Below are 17,458 nucleotides of genomic sequence, written 5' to 3' on the forward strand. Positions count from 1 at the left end.
GAAGCACTGCGCGTCCATTACGCGGCCTCGGCGGTGGCGGCGTGTTCGACGACCAGGCGGTTGCGGCGCAGGGCGATCTGCAGGGCTTCCAGGCCGTGGTTGTCGAGGAAGGCGAAGCCGAGGAAGCGGTCGCGGTCGTTCCCGTCGTTCAGGGTCCAGACCTCGACGCCCTTGGTCGCCTCGGGCCGGTTGGCGATCTCCATGTCCTCAACCTCGGTCAGGTCGAGGCCCTGAAGGCCGCGCTCGCGCTGGATGTGGCGTGCGAGGGCGTTGAGGTCGGTGAAGCCCCTGATCTGCTCGCGGGTGTTCAGGCCGGGCAGCAGGGCGAAGCGGATGTCGAGCGACATGGCGGGTCCTTTCCGGAGGCGGGTGACGGGAGCGGCGCTATGGCCGTGGGCGCCCAGCAGGGCGGCGTCGATGAAGGGGCGGGCCATCAGGCGGCGACCTCGTCTTCGTCGGCGTCGAGGTCGCCTTCGGGGTTGAGGTGCGCCTCGGCGATGAGCTGGGCGGCGTCGCGATCCCAGCCGAAGCCCTCGTCGCCGAAGGCGATGCCGTTGTCCTCCAGGTACTCGGCCATCAATCGGTTGGCGGTTTCATCCGCCCCGGACTGCTCAAGCGCGGCGTCGATGCGAAGGGCGTCCGCGATGGCGGCGACGAAGGCTTCTTCGTCCAGGTCGCAGCTGTCTTCCTCGGCGGGGGCCGCGACGACCGGCGTGGCGAGGCCGGCGGCGGTGTTTGCGGCGACGACGATCATCTGGTTGATCGCCAGTTCCTGGTCCGATGGCGCGCCGTAATAGGCGGGCTGTTTCACTGTCGTGCCGTTGGCGGCGACGATGAAGCCGTTGGGAAGGGCGGACCACGGGAAGGGTCGGTCGATGTCGGTTGCGATGGCGATGACCTCGGCCGGTTCGCCAGCCGTCGGGGCGGTCTGAGCGGCTTCCAGCAGGCGGACATGGCGGGCCCGGGCGTCGGCCCAGAGGCGGGCGCGGGCCTCGGACTGGCGTTGACGTTCGGCGTAGAGCCTGTCGGTTTCGGCGCGCTCGGCGGCGTGCGCGTCGATGATCGCCTGACCCTCTGCGTCCATCTCGCCGATGTCTGCGAGCCAGGGAGTGGCGTAGCAGGGCTTGTCGCCGGCCCAGACGGGGGCGGCGTCGCCCAGGGCGGCGACCTGTTCAGCGCGCAGGTGTTCTTCGACTTCGTCGGATGCGGAGTGGATGGGTTGGGTCAGGACGATCTTGTTGGCGTCGTAGCCGCGCTTGGCGGCGAAGCGCCCGATCAAGGCGCCGTGACGCTCTCGATCAGATGTGAAGTCGACAGCGCCGATTTCGGCAAGGCGTTGGCCCTCGACGGTATCGGCCGCGCCGACCGCGACCGGGACCTTGTTCCACAGGTTCGGGTACTCGCCCTTGTGAAGGGCGGCGTGCGTCAGCTCGATCCAGGCGAGGCGGGCCAGCGGTTCCAGTTCGATGGCGGGCGGACCGTCGTCCTTCTTCGCCAGCTTCTGACGGGCCTCGCGCACCGAAAGGTGGCGCGGGTCGTCCCTGGACAGGGTCATGCGCTGCTGGTCGGTGTCGTCCAACTGGAGGAAGCGGCGATGCTGCTGGATATGCTCGGCGGTCGCGGAGATGCGGTCCGCAATCTCCTTGTTCGACAGGCCCGCTTTGGCCAGGCCTTCGAAGGCGTTGGCCTTCTCGATCGGGTTCAGGTTGCGGCGCTGCAGGTTCTCCGCCAGTGCAGCCAGGCGGTGGCCGAGGTCGTCGGTATCCAGCAGGCGGCAGGGGATGGGGGTGTCGACTTCCCAGTCGCCGTCGGTGATGGCTTCGCCAATCGCGCGCCAACGGCGCTCACCGCCGACCAGGACATAGGTCGGGACGGGTGTTCCCTCGTCCGTTTCGACCTTGATCACGCCGCCGAAGTCGTCGGCGCGCACCACCAGGTTTTGCAGCAGGCCGTTCTGCAGGATGTCCTGACGCAGGGCGCCCAGCTCGTCCTTGGCCTCGTCGCTGTCCCAGTCGCGGCGGGCGTTGGCGTGGTCGGGAAAGATCTGGACGTGGGTCAGGAAGATGACGCCGCCTTCGGCGTGGTCCTGCCCTGCCCCTGACAAACCGGGTTCGTCGCCAACGCCGCCCTCGGCGCGGTCGATCATGGCCAGTTGCGCGACGCCGGCCGGGGTCAGGCCGTATGTCAGCGGATTGAAGGCGGCGAGGCCTTCGTCTTCCAGCTTGTTCAGCGTCTTGGACAGGTTGGAGGCGTCGCGCTTCAGGTGGTTGGCCAGGGCGGCGTTGCTGGCCCAACCCCCTTCGGGGCGTTCATTCAGGGCGCGCAGGACGGCGGCGTTCTGGACGGCGAGCAGATTCAGGGATGCGGTCATGGTCAGCGCTTCCGGCGAAGGGGGATGAAGGAGATGACGAGGAGGCCGAGGATCAGGACGAAGGCCTGAATTCCGTTCACGACGGCAGTCCGCCGAGGGTCAGCCAGGGCAGGATCGCGCCCGCCAGTGCGGCGGCGTTGGCGGCGGGGCTGAACAGGGGGCGGCGCGTGGCGCGGCGCCGGGCCTGGGCGGCGCGGATCTGGTCGCGGGCGGCGTCCAGACCGGCGAGGGCTTCTTCCAGCATCCGGTCGGCGCGGCGGGGATCGGCGCACTCGAAGGCGTCAGCCAGGGACAGGCAGTCGATCGCCCCGCCGGCATAGCTGCGGGCCGCGACGATGGGGAACTGTTCGGCAGGTGAAGGCATGGACACGCTCCGCGAATGAGGGTGTCCGCACCGGCGCCGGATGGGGACCGGCGGCGCAGGCTAGGGGATGGTCAATGGGACGCTCGACCGGTGCGGACGAACGGAACCTAATGGGGGAAGTTTCCCCCTGTCAACCTATGTGGGGGATATTTCCCCTTGTTGCGCTAGAAGCGCGTGATCTTCGCCAGCAGGAGCCCGGTAATCTCGACCTGTACTTCCTGGTCGTCGCCTTCGGTAAGGCGAACAGGTTCTTGCCACTTCGGGTTTGATGATCGGGGCCACAGCGTGACCTGACCATGATCGGACACTTCGACCTCTTTTAAGGTGATTTCACGCAGGGCGCCGCCGGCCCGATAGCGCGTCACTTCGACGATCATCCCGGAGTTGAGGTTCACACCCGATCCTACGATCTCAACAATATGCGCGAGGTCTCCGGGGAAGATGTTTCGCGCATTCATTGAATCGCCATCGACCTCGCGAAGCCATTGCCTTGCCTGGGGGTAGCGACGATCAAGCGCCGCCGAAAGCAATTGTGGTTCTTCCTGGCTGGTGTCGTCCAGTTCCAGCCAGGCGCCGGCCTGCACCTTTCCGAGAAGCGGCAGGGCCGTCATCGATGGCGTCGAGGGTCGAGGTCGAGAGGCGTCGCCGTCCTCGATTAGCAGCTCCGAAACATCGACGTCGAAGTAAGCGGCGATCTTGGGGAGTGTGTCCCCGCGAGCGTTGCGGCTCTTCCCTGAGAGGATATCGCGAAGAAGCGTGTCGTTTCCGCCAAGCTCGCGCGAGACCGCCCGAGCCGAGGTTTTCCGTTCGCTTATAAGCTCGCGCAGGCGGTCGCGGTTGATCGAAGACATGGTTTTGATTGTGCCTGTCGGGGGGAAAAGCCCCGAGAGGGAAGTTCCCCTTGACGATGGGGGAAGTTTCCCCCTACTCAAGCAATCATGCTTATTCCGGACTTCATCGCACGCTGCGACGCCTTCTGTGAGGCGCATGGCCAGTCGCGAGTCTGGCTGTCCAAGCGGCTGTTCAACGACACCTTCAAGATTGAGAACCTCGACGCTGGCGCGACCGACATTGGTGTTCGGCGGCTGGCAAAGGCTGAGGTCGATCTCGCTGCGCTTGAAAAAGGGGCTGCTACCCACGGGGCGTTCTCCGGAAAGGCCCGCAACATGGCGCCCGCCATCGTCGATGGCGCCGAGAATCCCGAGCGGAACGTCTCGCGAACGGACAAACCCGGTTCGTCGTCCGAGAGGGCGGCGTCATGAGGTCGCGCCTGAAGGTCTATCCCGCCACCGGTGCGGCCGATCTGGCGGCCTATGACGACCTGCCGCCGGCCGTGCGGGCGCGGCTGCGGGCGGCGCCGGTCGAGGTGGCGGCCATCCCCCTGCGCCGGTTCTGGAACGCCGAACCGGCCCCGCGCGGGCCGGAGCGTCAGGCGGCCATCCTGCGCGCCCTTGATGAACATTTCCCGGAGTTGGCGGCATGAGCGCCCGACGTAACTGGTTGAAGCTGCGCACGCGCCTGTTGATCACGGCCTGCGGGGGGCTTGCCGAGGCTGAGGCGGCCTGTGCGGCCGAGTGCCGGGCCTATTCGGTCAAGCAGCTGTCGCGGTGCCAGAACGCAAGGGCGCCGGACATGATGCCGATCGATATCGTGCTGTGCCTGGAGGCCTATTGCGGCAAGCCGCTGGTGTCGCGGGCCATGGCGGATTCGCGGCCCAGCACAGGAACGGCGGGCGAACTGCGCGACGAGGCCAGCGAGGTCACGGAGACCGGCGCCGAGTTGCAGCGCCATATCCGCGAGGCCCTGGCCGACGGCGACATCGATCCTCAAGAGGCCGCCTTCCTGCTGGGTATCGTCCAGACGGCGAAGTCGCATCTGGACGATGTCGAGGCCTGCTTGCTGCCGCTGACCAAGCGGGGTGAGGCATGACGCGGGCGTCAGATGTCGGCGCTGACCATGTGGCGCGACTGCGGGGGCGGAACCTAGGCTGGGCGGCGATCGCCCGGATGACCGGGGCGTCGGAGGTCGATCTGAAGCGGCTGTATGGCGGGCTGGCGGTCGATCCGGTCGCGCCGCCGCCCATGGATGGGGCGACGGCGGCGGGGCGCGTGCGGTCAGCCCTGATCGCGGCGGGCATGGACCAGCCCAGCGCGCGGATCATCGCGCGACTGTGGCGCGCCAACGGCGGGCGGATGACGGCGGCGCAGCTGACGCTTGGGCTGATGACGATCTCCGTCAGCGGGGGCGGCGACAGCGATGCAGACCGGGTCCGGCGCGTCCAGGCCGCCCGTCGCGCGGCCCAGGCCATGGGGGTCGAGTTCCAGGGCGCCGGTCGCGGCACGGGCTTGACCGTCAAGGGGCTGGCGCGGCTGAGCGAGATGGCGGGCCTGAAACCTGACCTGGATGTGGCGGCATGACGGGGTGGCGCGACAAGCGCGGCCGGCGCGCCCCCGCGCCGGGGGTGCGGTCACGGGCCGAATGGCGGGATCTGCTGACCCTGGCGACGAAGTGCGCCGAGGATACGCGACAGGGCGACGTCAGCAGCGACGCCGTGGTGCGGCGAGCCCATCTGGCCAACCGGATCAATGCGGCGAGTCCCGCGATGTTCGTTCGCGAGGCCGGGGTGGCGACGGCCGATGTGGCCGAGGCCTTCATCCGCATCACCAAGGCTTTTGCGCGGCGCGAAACCGCCGAGCCGATGCGGGCCGAGATGACGGCCATGGTCAGCGGCTCGGCGGCCTTTCTGGATCAGCGGCTGACTCAGTTGGCGGTGGATGAGTTTCAACGCGCCCATGCCGGGCGCCCGGAGGTGTGGGGGTGACGACGATGATTACGGCGGAACAGGCGGCCCGGGCCCTGGTCGCGGCGTGTCGGATTACGGGCGTTGATCCGAACCGGGTGTTTGACAAGGGCACGGCCCGGGCCGGGCAGCGCGGATCGGTGACCGGTCCCTATGGCGCGCGGGTCATGGCGGCCATGGGCGCGCGATCCCGGCTGGGGCTGAGCCCCGGGCGGCTGGCTGTGGTGTTCCGGGTGGTGAGCGCGGACCTGACGCCGTCATCCGGCGTCAAGCGAGGGATCACGGCCGAGCATCTGTTGAGCGTGGCCGAGGCCATGAACGGCGGCGACATGCCGGACCGGGGCGAGGTCATCGACCTGGAACCCGAGCCGCCCGAGCCGTCCGGCCCCGCGCCGCGCCCCATGAAACCGGACGTGCGACTGGTGACAAACCCGGTTCGCGCGGCGGTCCCGTCGCCCGTTCGGCCGGCGGCCGCGATGAAGGCGGTCACGGGGGATATCCGACGTTGGGCGGCCGCCTATGTGCGGCGCGGGGTCAAGGTCGCCTATCTGGCGGACCTGTTCGACGTCGACGCCGAGGCGTTGCAACAGGCCCTGACGGGCTCAGGGTTCCAGAGGGCGGCATGAGCGCGGACATTCTGAAGTTCCCAGCCGCCAAAGCGGGCGAGCTTAGGCCTGTTCCTGCTGTGCCAGGCGACTTGATCGTGGGACGATTGAGGCTCAGCGGTGATTTCGGGGTGCTGACTGTCGGAGGGGTGGACGACGAAGGCGCGGTGGCAACCTGCCTCGATGTTGATGGCAAGTGCATCGCGATCTCCCGCCTGTTCGATTTGGGACAGCACTACTTCATCGCTTCCAGCAAGCTATTGACCCCTAAGGGGCGTGCTGAGCTTCCGGGGCTTTGCTCATCTGACATCAGCGCCATCAAGGCCGCATTTCGAGTTCACGCCGAGGCCGAGTCGTGAGCGCGGACATTCTGAAGTTCCCCACCCCGGCGCCCCGCGTGGCCGGGCGGGACGGCCTTGCGCCCGGCGACCTGCTGGTGACTTGTTTCAACGACACATTCGGCCTGTGGTGCGCATGGCCGGTGGCGGCCGTTGATGACGACGGCGTGGCGATGGGCGTGCGCCTGATCAACGGCCGGGTGCTGGCGGCCGACCGGGTCAGTTGCCGGCCGGACGCCTATGGCTTTCGTCGGGCGGAACATGCCGAGGGCGCGTTCGAGCGTCTGGCCTATCGCACCTGGCCCTCAGCCGAGGCGGCGTTGGCGGATTTCGGCGGGCCTTGCTGATGCACGGGGTCCAGCTGTTCTGCGGCGACAGTCGTGAGGTGCTCCGCCAGTTCGCCGCCTGCTCGATCGACGGCTGCGTGTCGGACCCGCCTTATGCTCTGGCCAGCATCGTTCGGCGGTTCGGATCGGAGAAGGCTGCGCCGGCCCGCGCCGGGCAGACCGGCGCCTATGCACGGGCCTCGGCCGGATTCATGGGGCAGGCCTGGGACACGGGTGAAACGGCGTTTGATCCGGCCTTCTGGGCCGAGGTCTGGCGCGTTTTGAAGCCCGGGGCGCATGTCGTCGCGTTCGGCGGGACGCGGACCTATCACCGCTTGGTCTGCGCCATTGAGGACGCTGGGTTCGAAATCCGAGATCAGCTGGCGTGGGTCTATGGCAGCGGGTTTCCGAAGTCGCACAATCAGCGCGGCGCTTGGGACGGGTGGGGCACGGCCCTGAAGCCCGCGCATGAACCGATCGTTCTGGCGCGCAAGCCGCTGGATGGGACGGTCGATGAGAACCTGCGGCGTTGGGGCGTCGGTGCGCTGAATATCAACGGGTGTAGGATCGCTAGCCAGGGCGGTGGGCGCGGCCGGAACGGCGAAGCCTCGGCCGGTCGCAGCTATTCAGATCGAGGCGGCACCAATTACGCCATGAAGCCCGGCCCGCGTGGCGGGGACGCGCGTCGTCGGTGGCCGGCGAACCTGATCCACGATGGGTCGGATGAAGTGGTTATGGCCTTTCCGGGCGCAGCTGGGGCAAGGGCTGCGGTTCGGGGCGGCGAGCCCTCCCGTCTGACCAACCATGTGTTCGGCGAGTTCGCGGGTCGTGGTCCGGCGGCCATGCACGACGATGGCGGGTCGGCGGCCCGGTTCTTCTATGCCGCCAAGGCATCACCTGCGGAGCGAGCAGGGTCCAAGCATCCCACGGTGAAGCCGGTCAGACTGATGCGCTGGCTGTGTCGGATGATCGCGCCTCCTGGCGCTGTAATCCTGGACCCGTTCGCAGGATCTGGAACGACCGGTGAGGCCGCGGTCATGGAGGGCCAGCGCGCCCTGCTGATCGAGCGGGAAGCCCGGTATTGCGCCGACATAGAGCGACGCATGGCGAGGGCGGCTGCATGAGCCGGGTCGCCTTGCCGCCGGAAGAGGCGGACCTGTTGAAGCGGGTGCTGTGCGAGATGCTGGAGCCCAATCGCTGGGACGCGGGGGCGCGTCATCCGTGGCTGCCGCTGGCGCGCGATCTGGCGCGGCGGGGCTTTATGGCCCTGAGGCCCGACAGGTTCGGCGGCGCCGAGGTGTCGGTGACGGCGGCCGGGGCTCGCGCCCTGATCGAGGCAGGCGTCATCAAGGCCCGCGATCTGGCGGGCGGAGCGGATCGGTTGATGCGCATGCTGAGCGGCTATCGGGCGGGGTACGAGGCCGGGCGCACCGACCCCAGCCTGGGCGATCTGTCCTGGGGCGCCGTTCGCGACACGCCCCACAACCGCGCGGCCCTGAACGTCCTGAAACGGCGCGGCCTGATCGAGGAGCGCGCGGCGGCGACGGCGCAGGAGATCGAGCACCTGTCCGGGTGCCGGATTGTTCGGGCGACCGACGCGGGGATGCGGGCATGACGGGCGACCTGTTCGGACATGCGCCCGCCGCCGCGCCGCCGAAGGACGGCGAGATCTCGCTGGCGATGACGCTGCACGACCAGTCGGCGGACGCGTGGCTGCTGGCCCCCGGGATCGATCGGCGGGTGGCGAAGTGGGCGCCTAAGAGCCGGTGCCGGCGGGGCGAAGGTCGAGACGAGAACGTGTGGACCATGCCGGTCTGGATGGCCCGGGACAGGGGCTGGATGTGAGTTTTGAGTTGGGGGCGACGCCGATGCTGGCGGGGCTGAGAAGACGGCGTGGAGGACGGCCATGAGCGACATCGCCGTGACCTGGGCCAAGGCGCAGGAATGTGTGGACGCCAAGGGCGTGCGGGACCGGAACGCCAAGCAGACGCTGGTGCATCTGGCCTCCTATGTGGACGCGGCAGGCGAAGGCTGGGCCGCTGTCGGCGTGCTGGCGCTCGAAATGGACGTGTCGGAGCGCTCGGTTCAGCGCGGGCTGGCGAAGCTGAAGGCGCTGGGCCTGATCAAGGACACCGGCCGGACCAAGGTATTCGAGAAGCGGGTCTTCCCGATCTATCAGCTGCCTCTGGACACGGGGCATGCGAACACCATGCGCCGGATCAAGGCTGAGCGGGAGAACGCCCAGAGCAAGGCTTGGGGTGACGCTGGTGTCACCCCAAGGGCGGGCGTCGGGGTGACGCAGGTGTCACCCCAAGATGTCGCGTCTGTCACCCCTACGGGTGACACGGGTGTCACCCAAATAGGGAAGGAAAATACTCAAGGGTTAAAACCCTTCGCGGGCGCGCGTGCGTGCAAGGCGGCCTGCGAGGCATGGGGCGACAAGGCCCCGGAGCGCGTCGCTCCGCGTCACGTCGAGCGGGCTTGGCTGACCGTGATCGAGAGATCGGGTGTCAGCGACGACCAGCTGCTGGGCGCAGTCCTGGCGGCGGTGGCGCGCGACCCAGACTTCGGACGCGGCAAGGCGATGAACCTCGACCGCTGGCTGGACGAGGGGCGTTACGAACCTTGGCTGTCGCTGGCTGGTGAAGCCCCGGCGGCGACGGCGTCGTCGGTCTGGGACGGGCCTCAGGACGTGGCCGTCGCCGTTGTCGGCGCCATGGGCGCGGCGGCGGTGCCAAGCTACCTCGGGCAGGCGCAGTGGGACGGCGAGCGTCGCGTGGTGTTGGCCTTCACCTCGTTTGCGGCCCAACGGCTGCGTGAGGGTGCGGGGCAGGCGTTGCGGGCTCTGCGAGTGACGGTCGAGGTTGGCGGACAACGGAGCGTGCGTCATGGCTGAGGCAGTGAGCGCGGCGGCGAAGATGTTGGCGCAAGCAGCGGGCGACGTGAGCGCGCGGCCTCGGGCTGTGGTCGAGCCCGATCAGATCATCGTCAACGGACAGGCGCTGAACCGGGCGCAAGCCGAGGCGCTGGAGCGGGCGGCGGTTCTGGCGCAGGGCTCGATCGAAGAGCGGCGGCAGGCGGCGTCCATGGTACGGCGGGTCGAAGGCCAGCTGGCCAGCGCGCGCGAGGCGGCGGCGGTTGAGGCCGGGATTGTGGACAGCGTCATCGCTCTGGGCGGCGCTGAGGCGGACGTGACGCTGGAGGTGGTCGAGACCGCCAGCTTTGTCCGCGACACTTATGGGGCGGTGATGCGCCACCAGGGCGAACCGGTGCTGAAGGTCGAGACCGCCACACGCGCCAAGAGGATCGACGGATTGGAGAGCATGTGGAAGTCGGGCGCGTTGGACGACCAGGCGCTGGCAGACGGGATGCTCTATCGCCAGACCGTGGCCAAGGCGCAGGCGTCGGTCGGGTCCAGCCTGAACGAACGTGCCGGCGCGCCGCGCATGAACAGCGACGGTGCGGTGTGGTCGGCGCTGGATCGCGGCTATGCGGCCCTGAGACTGCGACTGGTCAAAACGGCTGTCGGCGAGGAGCGCGCCATGGCGCTGCTGGATGCGGTCGCGGGGCGTGGTGTGACGATCTGGTCGCTTGGCGGTGGCGGCGATGTACGCGCCGGCAACATCAAGCGCCTGGCCAAAGCGCTGCAGGTGGCTGGGCCTTTGTTGAGAACGACGGATGAGCAGTTGAAAAGGGTCTTGCGAATCAGGGCGGCTAAGAGCATGTGAGTCAGCAAGTTCAGAAATGCGCCTTGCAGCCCGCCCGACCTTGTCGCGGCGGGTTTTGCATGTCTGGAGCGCTCATGCCCATCATGCCTCCCACGTTTAGGCCGGCGGGTAATCTGAGCCGCGCCAGCTCTAACCGCGAGGCGGACAAGCGGCGGGGTTCGGCTAGGGCGCGGGGCTACTCGGCGCGGTGGGACAAGGCATCAGCTGGCTACATCCGTTCCCATCCTCTCTGTCGATACTGCGAACTGGTCGATGATACGACGGCCGCCACGTTGACTGACCACCTCTATCCTCACCGGGGCGATCAGACGCTTTTCTGGGACCGTTCTTACTGGATCGCCTCGTGCAAACCTTGCCACGACGGGTTCAAGCAGCGCGTCGAGCGCAAAGGGCGAATGGCCCTCGATCAACTAGCCGTCCGCCTCGGCCTTTCACCCCTCCAAACCTGACGGGAGGGGGGGGCAAAAAGTCTGAGATCCTTCGCTTAAGGACCGGCGGGGGCGCACAATTTTTACGCCCGCGAGTTTCGTGAAACTTTTTTTGGGAGGCTGCCATGCGGAGGGGACCTAAACCGGCTCCGGCCGCAGTGAAGCAAGCGAAGGGCAACCCCGGAAAGCGCCGCATAGGCGCCGATCCGGTTGCCGATATCGCGGCGGCCGGCGGCGTTGCGCCACCTGAGTGGCTGAAGGGTGGAGGGCTGAAGGCCTGGAACCGGCTGGCACCGAACGTCGCGCGGCTGAAGCTGCTGACGCCGGTCGATGCCGAGGCATTCGCCCGCTACTGCCGCAACCTGGCGCGCTGGCTGAAGATGCAAGATGAACTGGATCGCGAAGGCGAGACGTATGAGAGCGAGAGCGCGCACGGCAAACTGAAGCGGGCGCATCCGGCGTTCCTGATCGGTGACCGGCTGGCGCGGCTGCTGGAGGCGCAGGAGTCGGTGTTTGGTCTGAACCCGGCGGAGCGTCAGCGGATCTTTGCGGCTCGGTCGATGACGCCAGATCCAGCGGGCGACCTTTTCGGTCCGCGTCGCGAGGAACCGGCCGCTGCTGTCGAGCGTCCTCAGGAGCCGAAGGGGCCGGTCGGGCTGCTGAACTAAGGTGGCGGAGACATCGTTGCCGGAGCGCCCGGCTTACATCCGGCCGAATGCGTCCTGGAGCCAAGAGCGGGAGCGCTGGGAGGACGGAGAATACTGGTTTGACGACCGGGCCGGGGCTGCTGCCGTAGGCTTTTTCCACGATCACTTGCGATTCACCGAAGGCGAATGGGCTGGCCGACCGTTCAAGCTGGAGCCTTGGCAGGAGAACGATATCGTCCGCCCGCTGTTTGGCTGGAAGCGAGCGGATGGCACGCGGCAATATCGCCGCTGCATCGTGTGGGTGCCCCGGAAGAACGGGAAAACCGAGCTGGCGGCGGGAGTTGCGCTGCTCGCCCTCGTGGGTGACGGTGAGCTCGGCGGACAGGTCTACTCAATCGCCAAAGACAAGGACCAGGCGCGGCTGGTTTTCGCCAAGGCGGGCGCCATGGTGAACCTTTCGCCCAAGCTGTCGGAACTGCTGGAGACATTCAAACCGTCGATCTACTGCGCGCAGTTGAACGCTGCGTTCAAGCCGCTGTCCGGCAACGCCAGCGGCAAGCATGGGCTGTCGATGTCTGGGCTGATCGGGGACGAGATCCACGAATGGCCGAATGGAGACCTGTACACGTTCGTTCACCAATCATCGGTGGCGCGGCGTCAGCCCTTGGAGTTCCTGATCTCCACGGCGGGGCAGCGATCCGGGTTCGGGTGGGAGACTTGGGAATACTGCCAGAAGGTCCGGTCCGGCCTCGTCGACGATCACGAGACGCTCATCATCGTCTATGCCGCCGACCCTGAAGCGGACTGGACCAACGAGGAGACCTGGCGCGTCGCCAATCCCAACTACGGCGTGAGCGTAAAGGCCGATTACCTCAGGGCCGAGTGTCGACGCGCTCAAGAATCGCCGCGCCACGAGAACGACTTCAAGCGCTACCATCTCAACCTTTGGACCGAGCAGGCTGTTCGATGGCTGCCCATGGATCGGTGGCGGAAGCTCGCCGGTCCTATTCACTGGACGGAAATGGAAGCGGCTTGTCGCGGCCGGCGATGCTTCGGCGCCGTCGACCTCGCGGCCACGACCGATCTGGCTGCTGAACTGCTGGTGTTTCCGCCCGATAGCGATTTTCCGGCCTGGTGCTTTCTGCCGCGCTTCTTCGTTCCCGCCGAGAGCATCGCGAACCGGGTTCGTCGCGACCGGGTTCCCTATGATCGATGGGCGCGGGAAGGCGCTCTGATTTCAACAGAAGGCAATGTCGTCGACTATGACTTCATCAAGTCTCAGGTCCTCGACGACGCTGAGCAGTTCAGGATCGAGCGGTTCGGCTTCGACCCCTTCAACGCCCTCCAGGTAATGATTCAGTTGGGCGGCGAGGGGCTGCCGACGGAGAAGGTTCGGCAAGGCTTTCTGACCCTTTCCGGACCATCGAAGGAGCTCGAACGGCTGCTCCTGGGCGACGGCTTCTGGCATGGGGGCCACCCGGTTCTGGAGTGGTGCGCCAGCAACGTGGCCATCGAGACTGACGCCGCCGGCAACATCAAGCCGAGTAAATCGAAATCCACCGAACGGATCGACGGCATTGCCGCCCTGGTGAGCGCGCTCGCCCTGGCGACGTCCGCCGAGATCGCGAAGCCCTCGATCTACGAGGGCCGCGGCATCCGCACCATCTGAGGAGGCTGCATGAGCTTGCTTTCACGCCTCTTCGGCGGCGCTGCCGCGACGGCGCAATCCGCCGTGCCTGTGGTTCAGGCCCAGGGCGGGGCGACGGCTTTCCACGACCTGAACGACCCGCGCGTGATCGAGTATCTGCGCGACGGCCTGACGGCCGGCGGCATGCACGTCACCGTCGAACAGGCCCTGCGGAACACGACCGTGTTCCGCTGCGTCGACCTGATCTGCAGCAGCGTCGCCATGCTGCCGCTGAACCTTCACCGAGAGACCGCCGACGGCGACTTCGTGAAGGCCACGGAACACCCTGTCCAGCGCCTCCTGCGCCGCAAGCCCAATGGCTGGCAGACCCCGTTCGAGTTCAAGGGGCTGATGCAGTATCGGGCGCTGACCCACGACAAGGGCGCCGTCGCTCTGATCGTCCGCACCGGCTCAAAGCCCTCGGCTCTGCTGCCGCTCAATCCTGACCGCGTCGACGTGAAGATCGGCGACGACTTCGAGGTCACCTATACCTACCTGCGCAAGAGCGGCGGTCGGGTGAAGCTGGCGCCGGAAGATGTGTTCCACCTCCGTGGCCTGACCTTCGATGGGATCAACGGCATCTCGCGCGTCCGCCGCGCCGCCGAGGCTATCGGCATCGCCCTGCAGGCCGAACGCGCGACGGCCGCGCTGTTCAAGAACGGCACCTTCGCCTCCGGCGCCCTGAAAATTCCGAACGAGCTTTCGCCCGAGGCATATGAACGGCTGAAGATCAGCTGGAACGAGCGGCATCAGGGCGCGGAGAACGCCGGGTCGACCCCGTTGCTGGAGGGCGGCGCCGAGTATCAGGCGTTCGCCCAGACCGCGCGCGAGGCGCAGACCATAGAGAGCCGGCGCTTTCAGGTTGAGGAAATCCTGCGGACCTTCGGCGTTCCGCGCCCGCTGGCCATGCTGGATGACACCGGCTGGGGGACCGGCATCGAGCAGTTGTCCATCGGCTTTGTCCGGTTCGGCCTGAACCCGTGGTTCACCGCCTGGCAGGAGGCCATCGGCCGCTCGCTGCTGACCGACGCCGAAGCCGACCACGACGCCAAGTTCAACCCCGCCGCCCTGCTGAACGGAACCATGAAGGATCAGTACGACGCGTTCGCGAAGGCGAGCGGCGCTGGTGGTCACAAGCCGTGGATGACGCCGAACGAAATCCGGAAGCTGCTGAACATGCCCGCGCATCCGGACGGCAACCGACTGGAGGCCGCGTCGGGCAAGGCTGCTCCGATCTCCGAAGACACCGAAGCCGATGCCGCCGCCACCAAGGCCCTGGCGAAGCGCAAGCCCGTGGAGACCGACAATGACTGACCGCGCGTCCCAGCCCCAACCCGCCCCTCCGGCCGTCGCCGCGCCTCCGCGCGCTCTTCCTCTGAAGCCGCCGACACAGCCTCGTGGTCTTGTCGGTCGGGTGAAGGCTAAGGATCGGCCCGTCGCTCTTCCCGTGCCCGCGCGCAAGGATGTGCACGCCTTCACTGGACCCGAGGTCTTCGACCGCTGGTCCGAGGACGCGGCCGGCGTTCGCGCCCTGGAGCGCGGCGACAACGTCATCACCATGTTCGACGTGATCGGAGAGGATTACTGGACCGGCGGCGGCGTGACGGCGAAGAAGGTGGCCAGCCAACTCCGCGCCATCACCGGCCCCGTCGAGGTCCAGATCAACTCGCCCGGCGGCGACATGTTCGAAGGCTTCGCGATCTACAACGTCCTGCGGGAGCACCCGCATGAAGTGACGGTGAAGGTCATGGGCATGGCGGCCTCGGCTGCCTCGATCATCACCATGGCCGGCGACCGCATCGAGATCGGCGCCTCCAGCTTCATCATGATTCACAACTGCTGGGTGCTGGCCTTCGGCAATCGCAACGACCTGCGTGAGCTGGCCGATTGGCTGGCGCCGTTCGATCAGGCCATGTGCGACGTCTATGTCGCCCACACCGGCCAGGACGCCAAGACCGTCGCCAAGATGCTGGATGACGAGACCTGGCTTTCCGGATCGCAGGCCATCGACAAGGGCTTCGCCGACGCTCTGCTGGCCTCGGACAAGATCACCGTCGACGAGAACGCCAAGTCTGAGGATCGGCGCGTCAACGAACTTCGCGGGATGGAACGCAGCCTGATCTCTGCCGGGATGAGCAGAGACGCGGCGCGCGCCCGTATCGACCGCATTCGGGGCGCGCGCGATGCAGCCCCGGACCCCGCCACGCGTGATGCGGGCGCCTCGGGCCTGTCCGCCCTTCTGGACAATCTGACAGCCACCATTCGCGCATAGAGCGCTAGGAGACCACCACCATGAAGACTCATCTGATGGGCGCGGCACCGCGCGCCCTGTGCGGCGCCGTGCGCGCTGAAGGCCCCATCTCGAGCTCCGACGTGAAAGCGGCCATCGAGAAGGTCAATGCCGCGTTCGAGGAGTTCAAGAAGACGAACGACGACAACTCGAAGAAGGCCGACACGGTCCTGTCCGAGAAGCTCGACAAGATCAACGCGGCCATCGACGAGGGCCAGAAGGTCATCGACGATCACGCCAAGCAGATCGCTGCGCTGAAGCTGAACGGCGCCGGAGACGACAACGTCATCGGCGAGATCAAGCGCGACCCCGAGTATGTCGGCGCCTTCCGCGCCCACATGCGCAAGGGCGAGGTGCAGGCCGCTCTGAACAAGGGCGCTGACGCCGAGGGCGGCTTCCTCGCTCCGGTCGAGTGGGACCGCACGATCACCGGTAAGCTGAAGGAGTCGTCGCCCGTGCGTGAGAACGCCACGGTCATGACCATCAGCACCGCCGGCTTCCGCAAGGTCTTCACCGACCGTGCAGTCGGTTCGGGCTGGGTCGGCGAAACGGCGGCGCGCCCGGCGACGGGCACCCCGGGCTTCAACGCCCTGGATTTCATCCCGGGCGAACTCTACGCCAACCCGCAGGCCACTCAGCAGATGCTGGACGACTCGGCTGTGGATCTGGAGGCCTGGCTGGCCTCGGAAGTCGAGGACGAGTTCAGCCGCCAGGAGAATATCGCCTTCCTTTCGGGCGATGGCGCCAACAAGCCTTTCGGCCTGCTGACGTATGTGACCGGCGCCGCCAACGCGGCGAAGCACCCCTTCGGCGCGATCAAGCTGAAGAACTCCGGCACGGCGGCGGCGATGGACAAGTCCGACGCCCTGATCGACCTGATCTACGATCTGCCGGCGAAGTTCCGCGCGAACGCCAAGTTCTACATGAACCGTCTGACGCAGGGCACCGCCCGCAAGCTGAAGGACGGCGACGGCAACTACCTGTGGCAGCCGTCCTACCAACTGGGCCAGCCGGTCACGCTGGCTGGGCATGAGCTGGTCGAGCTGCCGGATATGCCCGACATCGCCGCCAATGCCATCTCGGCGCTGTTCGGCGACATGAAGGCGACCTACCTGGTCGTCGACCGTCTGGGCATCCGGGTGATCCGGGACAACCTGACCAACAAGCCCTACGTCGGCTTCTACACGGTCAAGCGCGTCGGCGGCGGGGTCCAGAACCCCGAGGCCATGCGCGGCTTCAAGATCGCTGTCTAAGGACTGACGGGGCCGGTTCATTCCGGCCCCGATTTTCCCCGCCGAAGGATTGATCCATGGCCGTTCTCGTCGTCACGCTTCCTGGCCCGCTTGTGTCCCTGGATGAAGCCAAGGCCCATCTCCGTGTCACCTCCGACGACGAGAACGACTCGATCGAGGGTTACATCGCAGCCGCCTGCGCGTGGATTGACGGCCCCTGGGGCTGGCTGGGCCGATGCATCGGCAAGCACGTCCTCGAGGTCCGTTCGAACGTCTTCGGCGGCTTTTCGAGACTGCCGCTCGGCCCCGTCCAGGCGATTGTCAGCGTCCAGTACGTCGCCGCCGACGGCGTCGAGCGGACGCTCGACCCTGCCGAGTATGTCCTCGACGACGACGCCATGGACCGCGCCCCTGGCTTCGCCTGGCCCCTGCTCCGAGGCGACCCCAACGGCGTCCGCGTTCGATACGAGGCCGGGTTCGTCGAGGTCCCCAAGCCTGTCAAGCAAGCGGTCCTGTTGCTGGTCGGGCAGTGGTTTTCCGTCCGGGAGGCGGTGAACGTCGGCAATATCGTTACCGAGCCGCCGTTCGCGGTCAGAGCCCTGTTGGGGCCCTATCGCATCATCCGGGTCTGAAGAGGTCGAT

General features: G+C 67.2%; 23 protein-coding genes. 19 read left to right on the forward strand and 4 right to left on the reverse strand.

What is annotated here, in order from left to right:
• Window positions 1-17 precede the first annotated feature (17 nt).
• From IFE19_RS01790 to IFE19_RS01805, 4 genes are all read right to left on the reverse strand, one after another.
• Entirely contained in the window at window positions 18-434 is a 417-nt protein-coding gene (locus IFE19_RS01790; RefSeq protein ID WP_207825176.1) for a hypothetical protein, read from the reverse strand.
• The gene (locus tag IFE19_RS01795) at window positions 434-2,371 is read right to left on the reverse strand and encodes a ParB N-terminal domain-containing protein (RefSeq protein WP_207825178.1); all 1,938 of its coding nucleotides are present in this window, start codon (window positions 2,369-2,371) and stop codon (window positions 434-436) included. The genes IFE19_RS01790 and IFE19_RS01795 overlap by 1 nt, the downstream gene beginning before the upstream one ends.
• Before the next feature lie 76 nt (window positions 2,372-2,447).
• A complete protein-coding gene (locus IFE19_RS01800) occupies window positions 2,448-2,735 on the reverse strand; it encodes a hypothetical protein (protein WP_207825180.1) in 288 nt (95 codons plus the stop codon).
• A 164-nt stretch (window positions 2,736-2,899) separates the two neighbouring features.
• Window positions 2,900-3,586, reverse strand: coding sequence for a S24 family peptidase (locus IFE19_RS01805; RefSeq protein ID WP_207825181.1), 687 nt, complete (start codon window positions 3,584-3,586; stop codon window positions 2,900-2,902).
• Window positions 3,587-3,673: 87 nt separating this feature from the next.
• Between IFE19_RS01805 and IFE19_RS01810 the strand changes: the two genes are divergently transcribed.
• The 19 genes from IFE19_RS01810 (at window position 3,674) to IFE19_RS01900 (ending at window position 17,448) form a co-directional block, all read left to right on the forward strand.
• Window positions 3,674-3,997: a hypothetical protein gene (locus IFE19_RS01810; RefSeq protein WP_207825183.1), complete on the forward strand. Its 324-nt coding sequence runs from the start codon at window positions 3,674-3,676 to the stop codon at window positions 3,995-3,997.
• The gene (locus tag IFE19_RS01815; protein WP_207825186.1) at window positions 3,994-4,218 is read left to right on the forward strand and encodes a DUF6525 family protein; all 225 of its coding nucleotides are present in this window, start codon (window positions 3,994-3,996) and stop codon (window positions 4,216-4,218) included. The genes IFE19_RS01810 and IFE19_RS01815 overlap by 4 nt, the downstream gene beginning before the upstream one ends.
• The gene (locus IFE19_RS01820; RefSeq protein WP_207825188.1) at window positions 4,215-4,664 is read left to right on the forward strand and encodes a hypothetical protein; all 450 of its coding nucleotides are present in this window, start codon (window positions 4,215-4,217) and stop codon (window positions 4,662-4,664) included. The genes IFE19_RS01815 and IFE19_RS01820 overlap by 4 nt, the downstream gene beginning before the upstream one ends.
• A complete protein-coding gene (locus IFE19_RS01825; RefSeq protein WP_207825190.1) occupies window positions 4,661-5,152 on the forward strand; it encodes a hypothetical protein in 492 nt (163 codons plus the stop codon). Before IFE19_RS01820 ends, IFE19_RS01825 begins: the two co-directional genes overlap by 4 nt.
• Entirely contained in the window at window positions 5,149-5,556 is a 408-nt protein-coding gene (locus tag IFE19_RS01830; RefSeq protein ID WP_207825192.1) for a hypothetical protein, read from the forward strand. The genes IFE19_RS01825 and IFE19_RS01830 overlap by 4 nt, the downstream gene beginning before the upstream one ends.
• Window positions 5,553-6,161: a hypothetical protein gene (locus IFE19_RS01835; RefSeq protein ID WP_207825194.1), complete on the forward strand. Its 609-nt coding sequence runs from the start codon at window positions 5,553-5,555 to the stop codon at window positions 6,159-6,161. The genes IFE19_RS01830 and IFE19_RS01835 overlap by 4 nt, the downstream gene beginning before the upstream one ends.
• On the forward strand, window positions 6,158-6,499 hold the full coding sequence (locus IFE19_RS01840) for a hypothetical protein (RefSeq protein WP_207825196.1): 342 nt from the start codon (window positions 6,158-6,160) through the stop codon (window positions 6,497-6,499). The genes IFE19_RS01835 and IFE19_RS01840 overlap by 4 nt, the downstream gene beginning before the upstream one ends.
• Window positions 6,496-6,825 carry a hypothetical protein gene (locus IFE19_RS01845; RefSeq protein ID WP_207825197.1) on the forward strand — a complete coding sequence of 110 codons (330 nt, stop codon included), beginning with the start codon at window positions 6,496-6,498 and terminating at the stop codon, window positions 6,823-6,825. Before IFE19_RS01840 ends, IFE19_RS01845 begins: the two co-directional genes overlap by 4 nt.
• Window positions 6,825-7,928, forward strand: coding sequence for a DNA-methyltransferase (locus tag IFE19_RS01850; RefSeq protein WP_225910529.1), 1,104 nt, complete (start codon window positions 6,825-6,827; stop codon window positions 7,926-7,928). The genes IFE19_RS01845 and IFE19_RS01850 overlap by 1 nt, the downstream gene beginning before the upstream one ends.
• The gene (locus tag IFE19_RS01855) at window positions 7,925-8,419 is read left to right on the forward strand and encodes a hypothetical protein (RefSeq protein ID WP_207825200.1); all 495 of its coding nucleotides are present in this window, start codon (window positions 7,925-7,927) and stop codon (window positions 8,417-8,419) included. The genes IFE19_RS01850 and IFE19_RS01855 overlap by 4 nt, the downstream gene beginning before the upstream one ends.
• Window positions 8,416-8,649, forward strand: a complete 234-nt coding sequence (locus IFE19_RS01860; protein WP_207825201.1) for a hypothetical protein — start codon at window positions 8,416-8,418, stop codon at window positions 8,647-8,649. The genes IFE19_RS01855 and IFE19_RS01860 overlap by 4 nt, the downstream gene beginning before the upstream one ends.
• Before the next feature lie 61 nt (window positions 8,650-8,710).
• Window positions 8,711-9,700, forward strand: a complete 990-nt coding sequence (locus IFE19_RS01865; protein ID WP_207825202.1) for a helix-turn-helix domain-containing protein — start codon at window positions 8,711-8,713, stop codon at window positions 9,698-9,700.
• Complete coding sequence (locus tag IFE19_RS01870; protein WP_207825203.1) at window positions 9,693-10,532, forward strand: hypothetical protein; 840 nt, start codon at window positions 9,693-9,695, stop codon at window positions 10,530-10,532. The genes IFE19_RS01865 and IFE19_RS01870 overlap by 8 nt, the downstream gene beginning before the upstream one ends.
• A 586-nt stretch (window positions 10,533-11,118) precedes the next feature.
• Window positions 11,119-11,628: a phage terminase small subunit P27 family gene (locus IFE19_RS01875; protein ID WP_207825204.1), complete on the forward strand. Its 510-nt coding sequence runs from the start codon at window positions 11,119-11,121 to the stop codon at window positions 11,626-11,628.
• Between the two features lie 16 nt (window positions 11,629-11,644).
• Window positions 11,645-13,276, forward strand: a complete 1,632-nt coding sequence (locus IFE19_RS01880) for a terminase large subunit (RefSeq protein ID WP_225910350.1) — start codon at window positions 11,645-11,647, stop codon at window positions 13,274-13,276.
• A gap of 9 nt (window positions 13,277-13,285) precedes the next feature.
• Window positions 13,286-14,608 (forward strand): phage portal protein, encoded by a 1,323-nt coding sequence (locus IFE19_RS01885; protein WP_207825206.1) that lies wholly within the window; start codon window positions 13,286-13,288, stop codon window positions 14,606-14,608.
• 133 nt (window positions 14,609-14,741) lie between these two features.
• Window positions 14,742-15,566: a head maturation protease, ClpP-related gene (locus IFE19_RS01890; protein WP_207825210.1), complete on the forward strand. Its 825-nt coding sequence runs from the start codon at window positions 14,742-14,744 to the stop codon at window positions 15,564-15,566.
• Between the two features lie 20 nt (window positions 15,567-15,586).
• The gene (locus IFE19_RS01895; protein ID WP_207825212.1) at window positions 15,587-16,837 is read left to right on the forward strand and encodes a phage major capsid protein; all 1,251 of its coding nucleotides are present in this window, start codon (window positions 15,587-15,589) and stop codon (window positions 16,835-16,837) included.
• Between the two features lie 56 nt (window positions 16,838-16,893).
• A complete protein-coding gene (locus IFE19_RS01900) occupies window positions 16,894-17,448 on the forward strand; it encodes a head-tail connector protein (protein ID WP_207825214.1) in 555 nt (184 codons plus the stop codon).
• Window positions 17,449-17,458: the final 10 nt, after the last annotated feature.

Origin of the sequence: Brevundimonas pondensis, from assembly GCF_017487345.1 — a bacterium.
Taxonomy (GTDB): Bacteria; Pseudomonadota; Alphaproteobacteria; order Caulobacterales; family Caulobacteraceae; genus Brevundimonas; species Brevundimonas pondensis.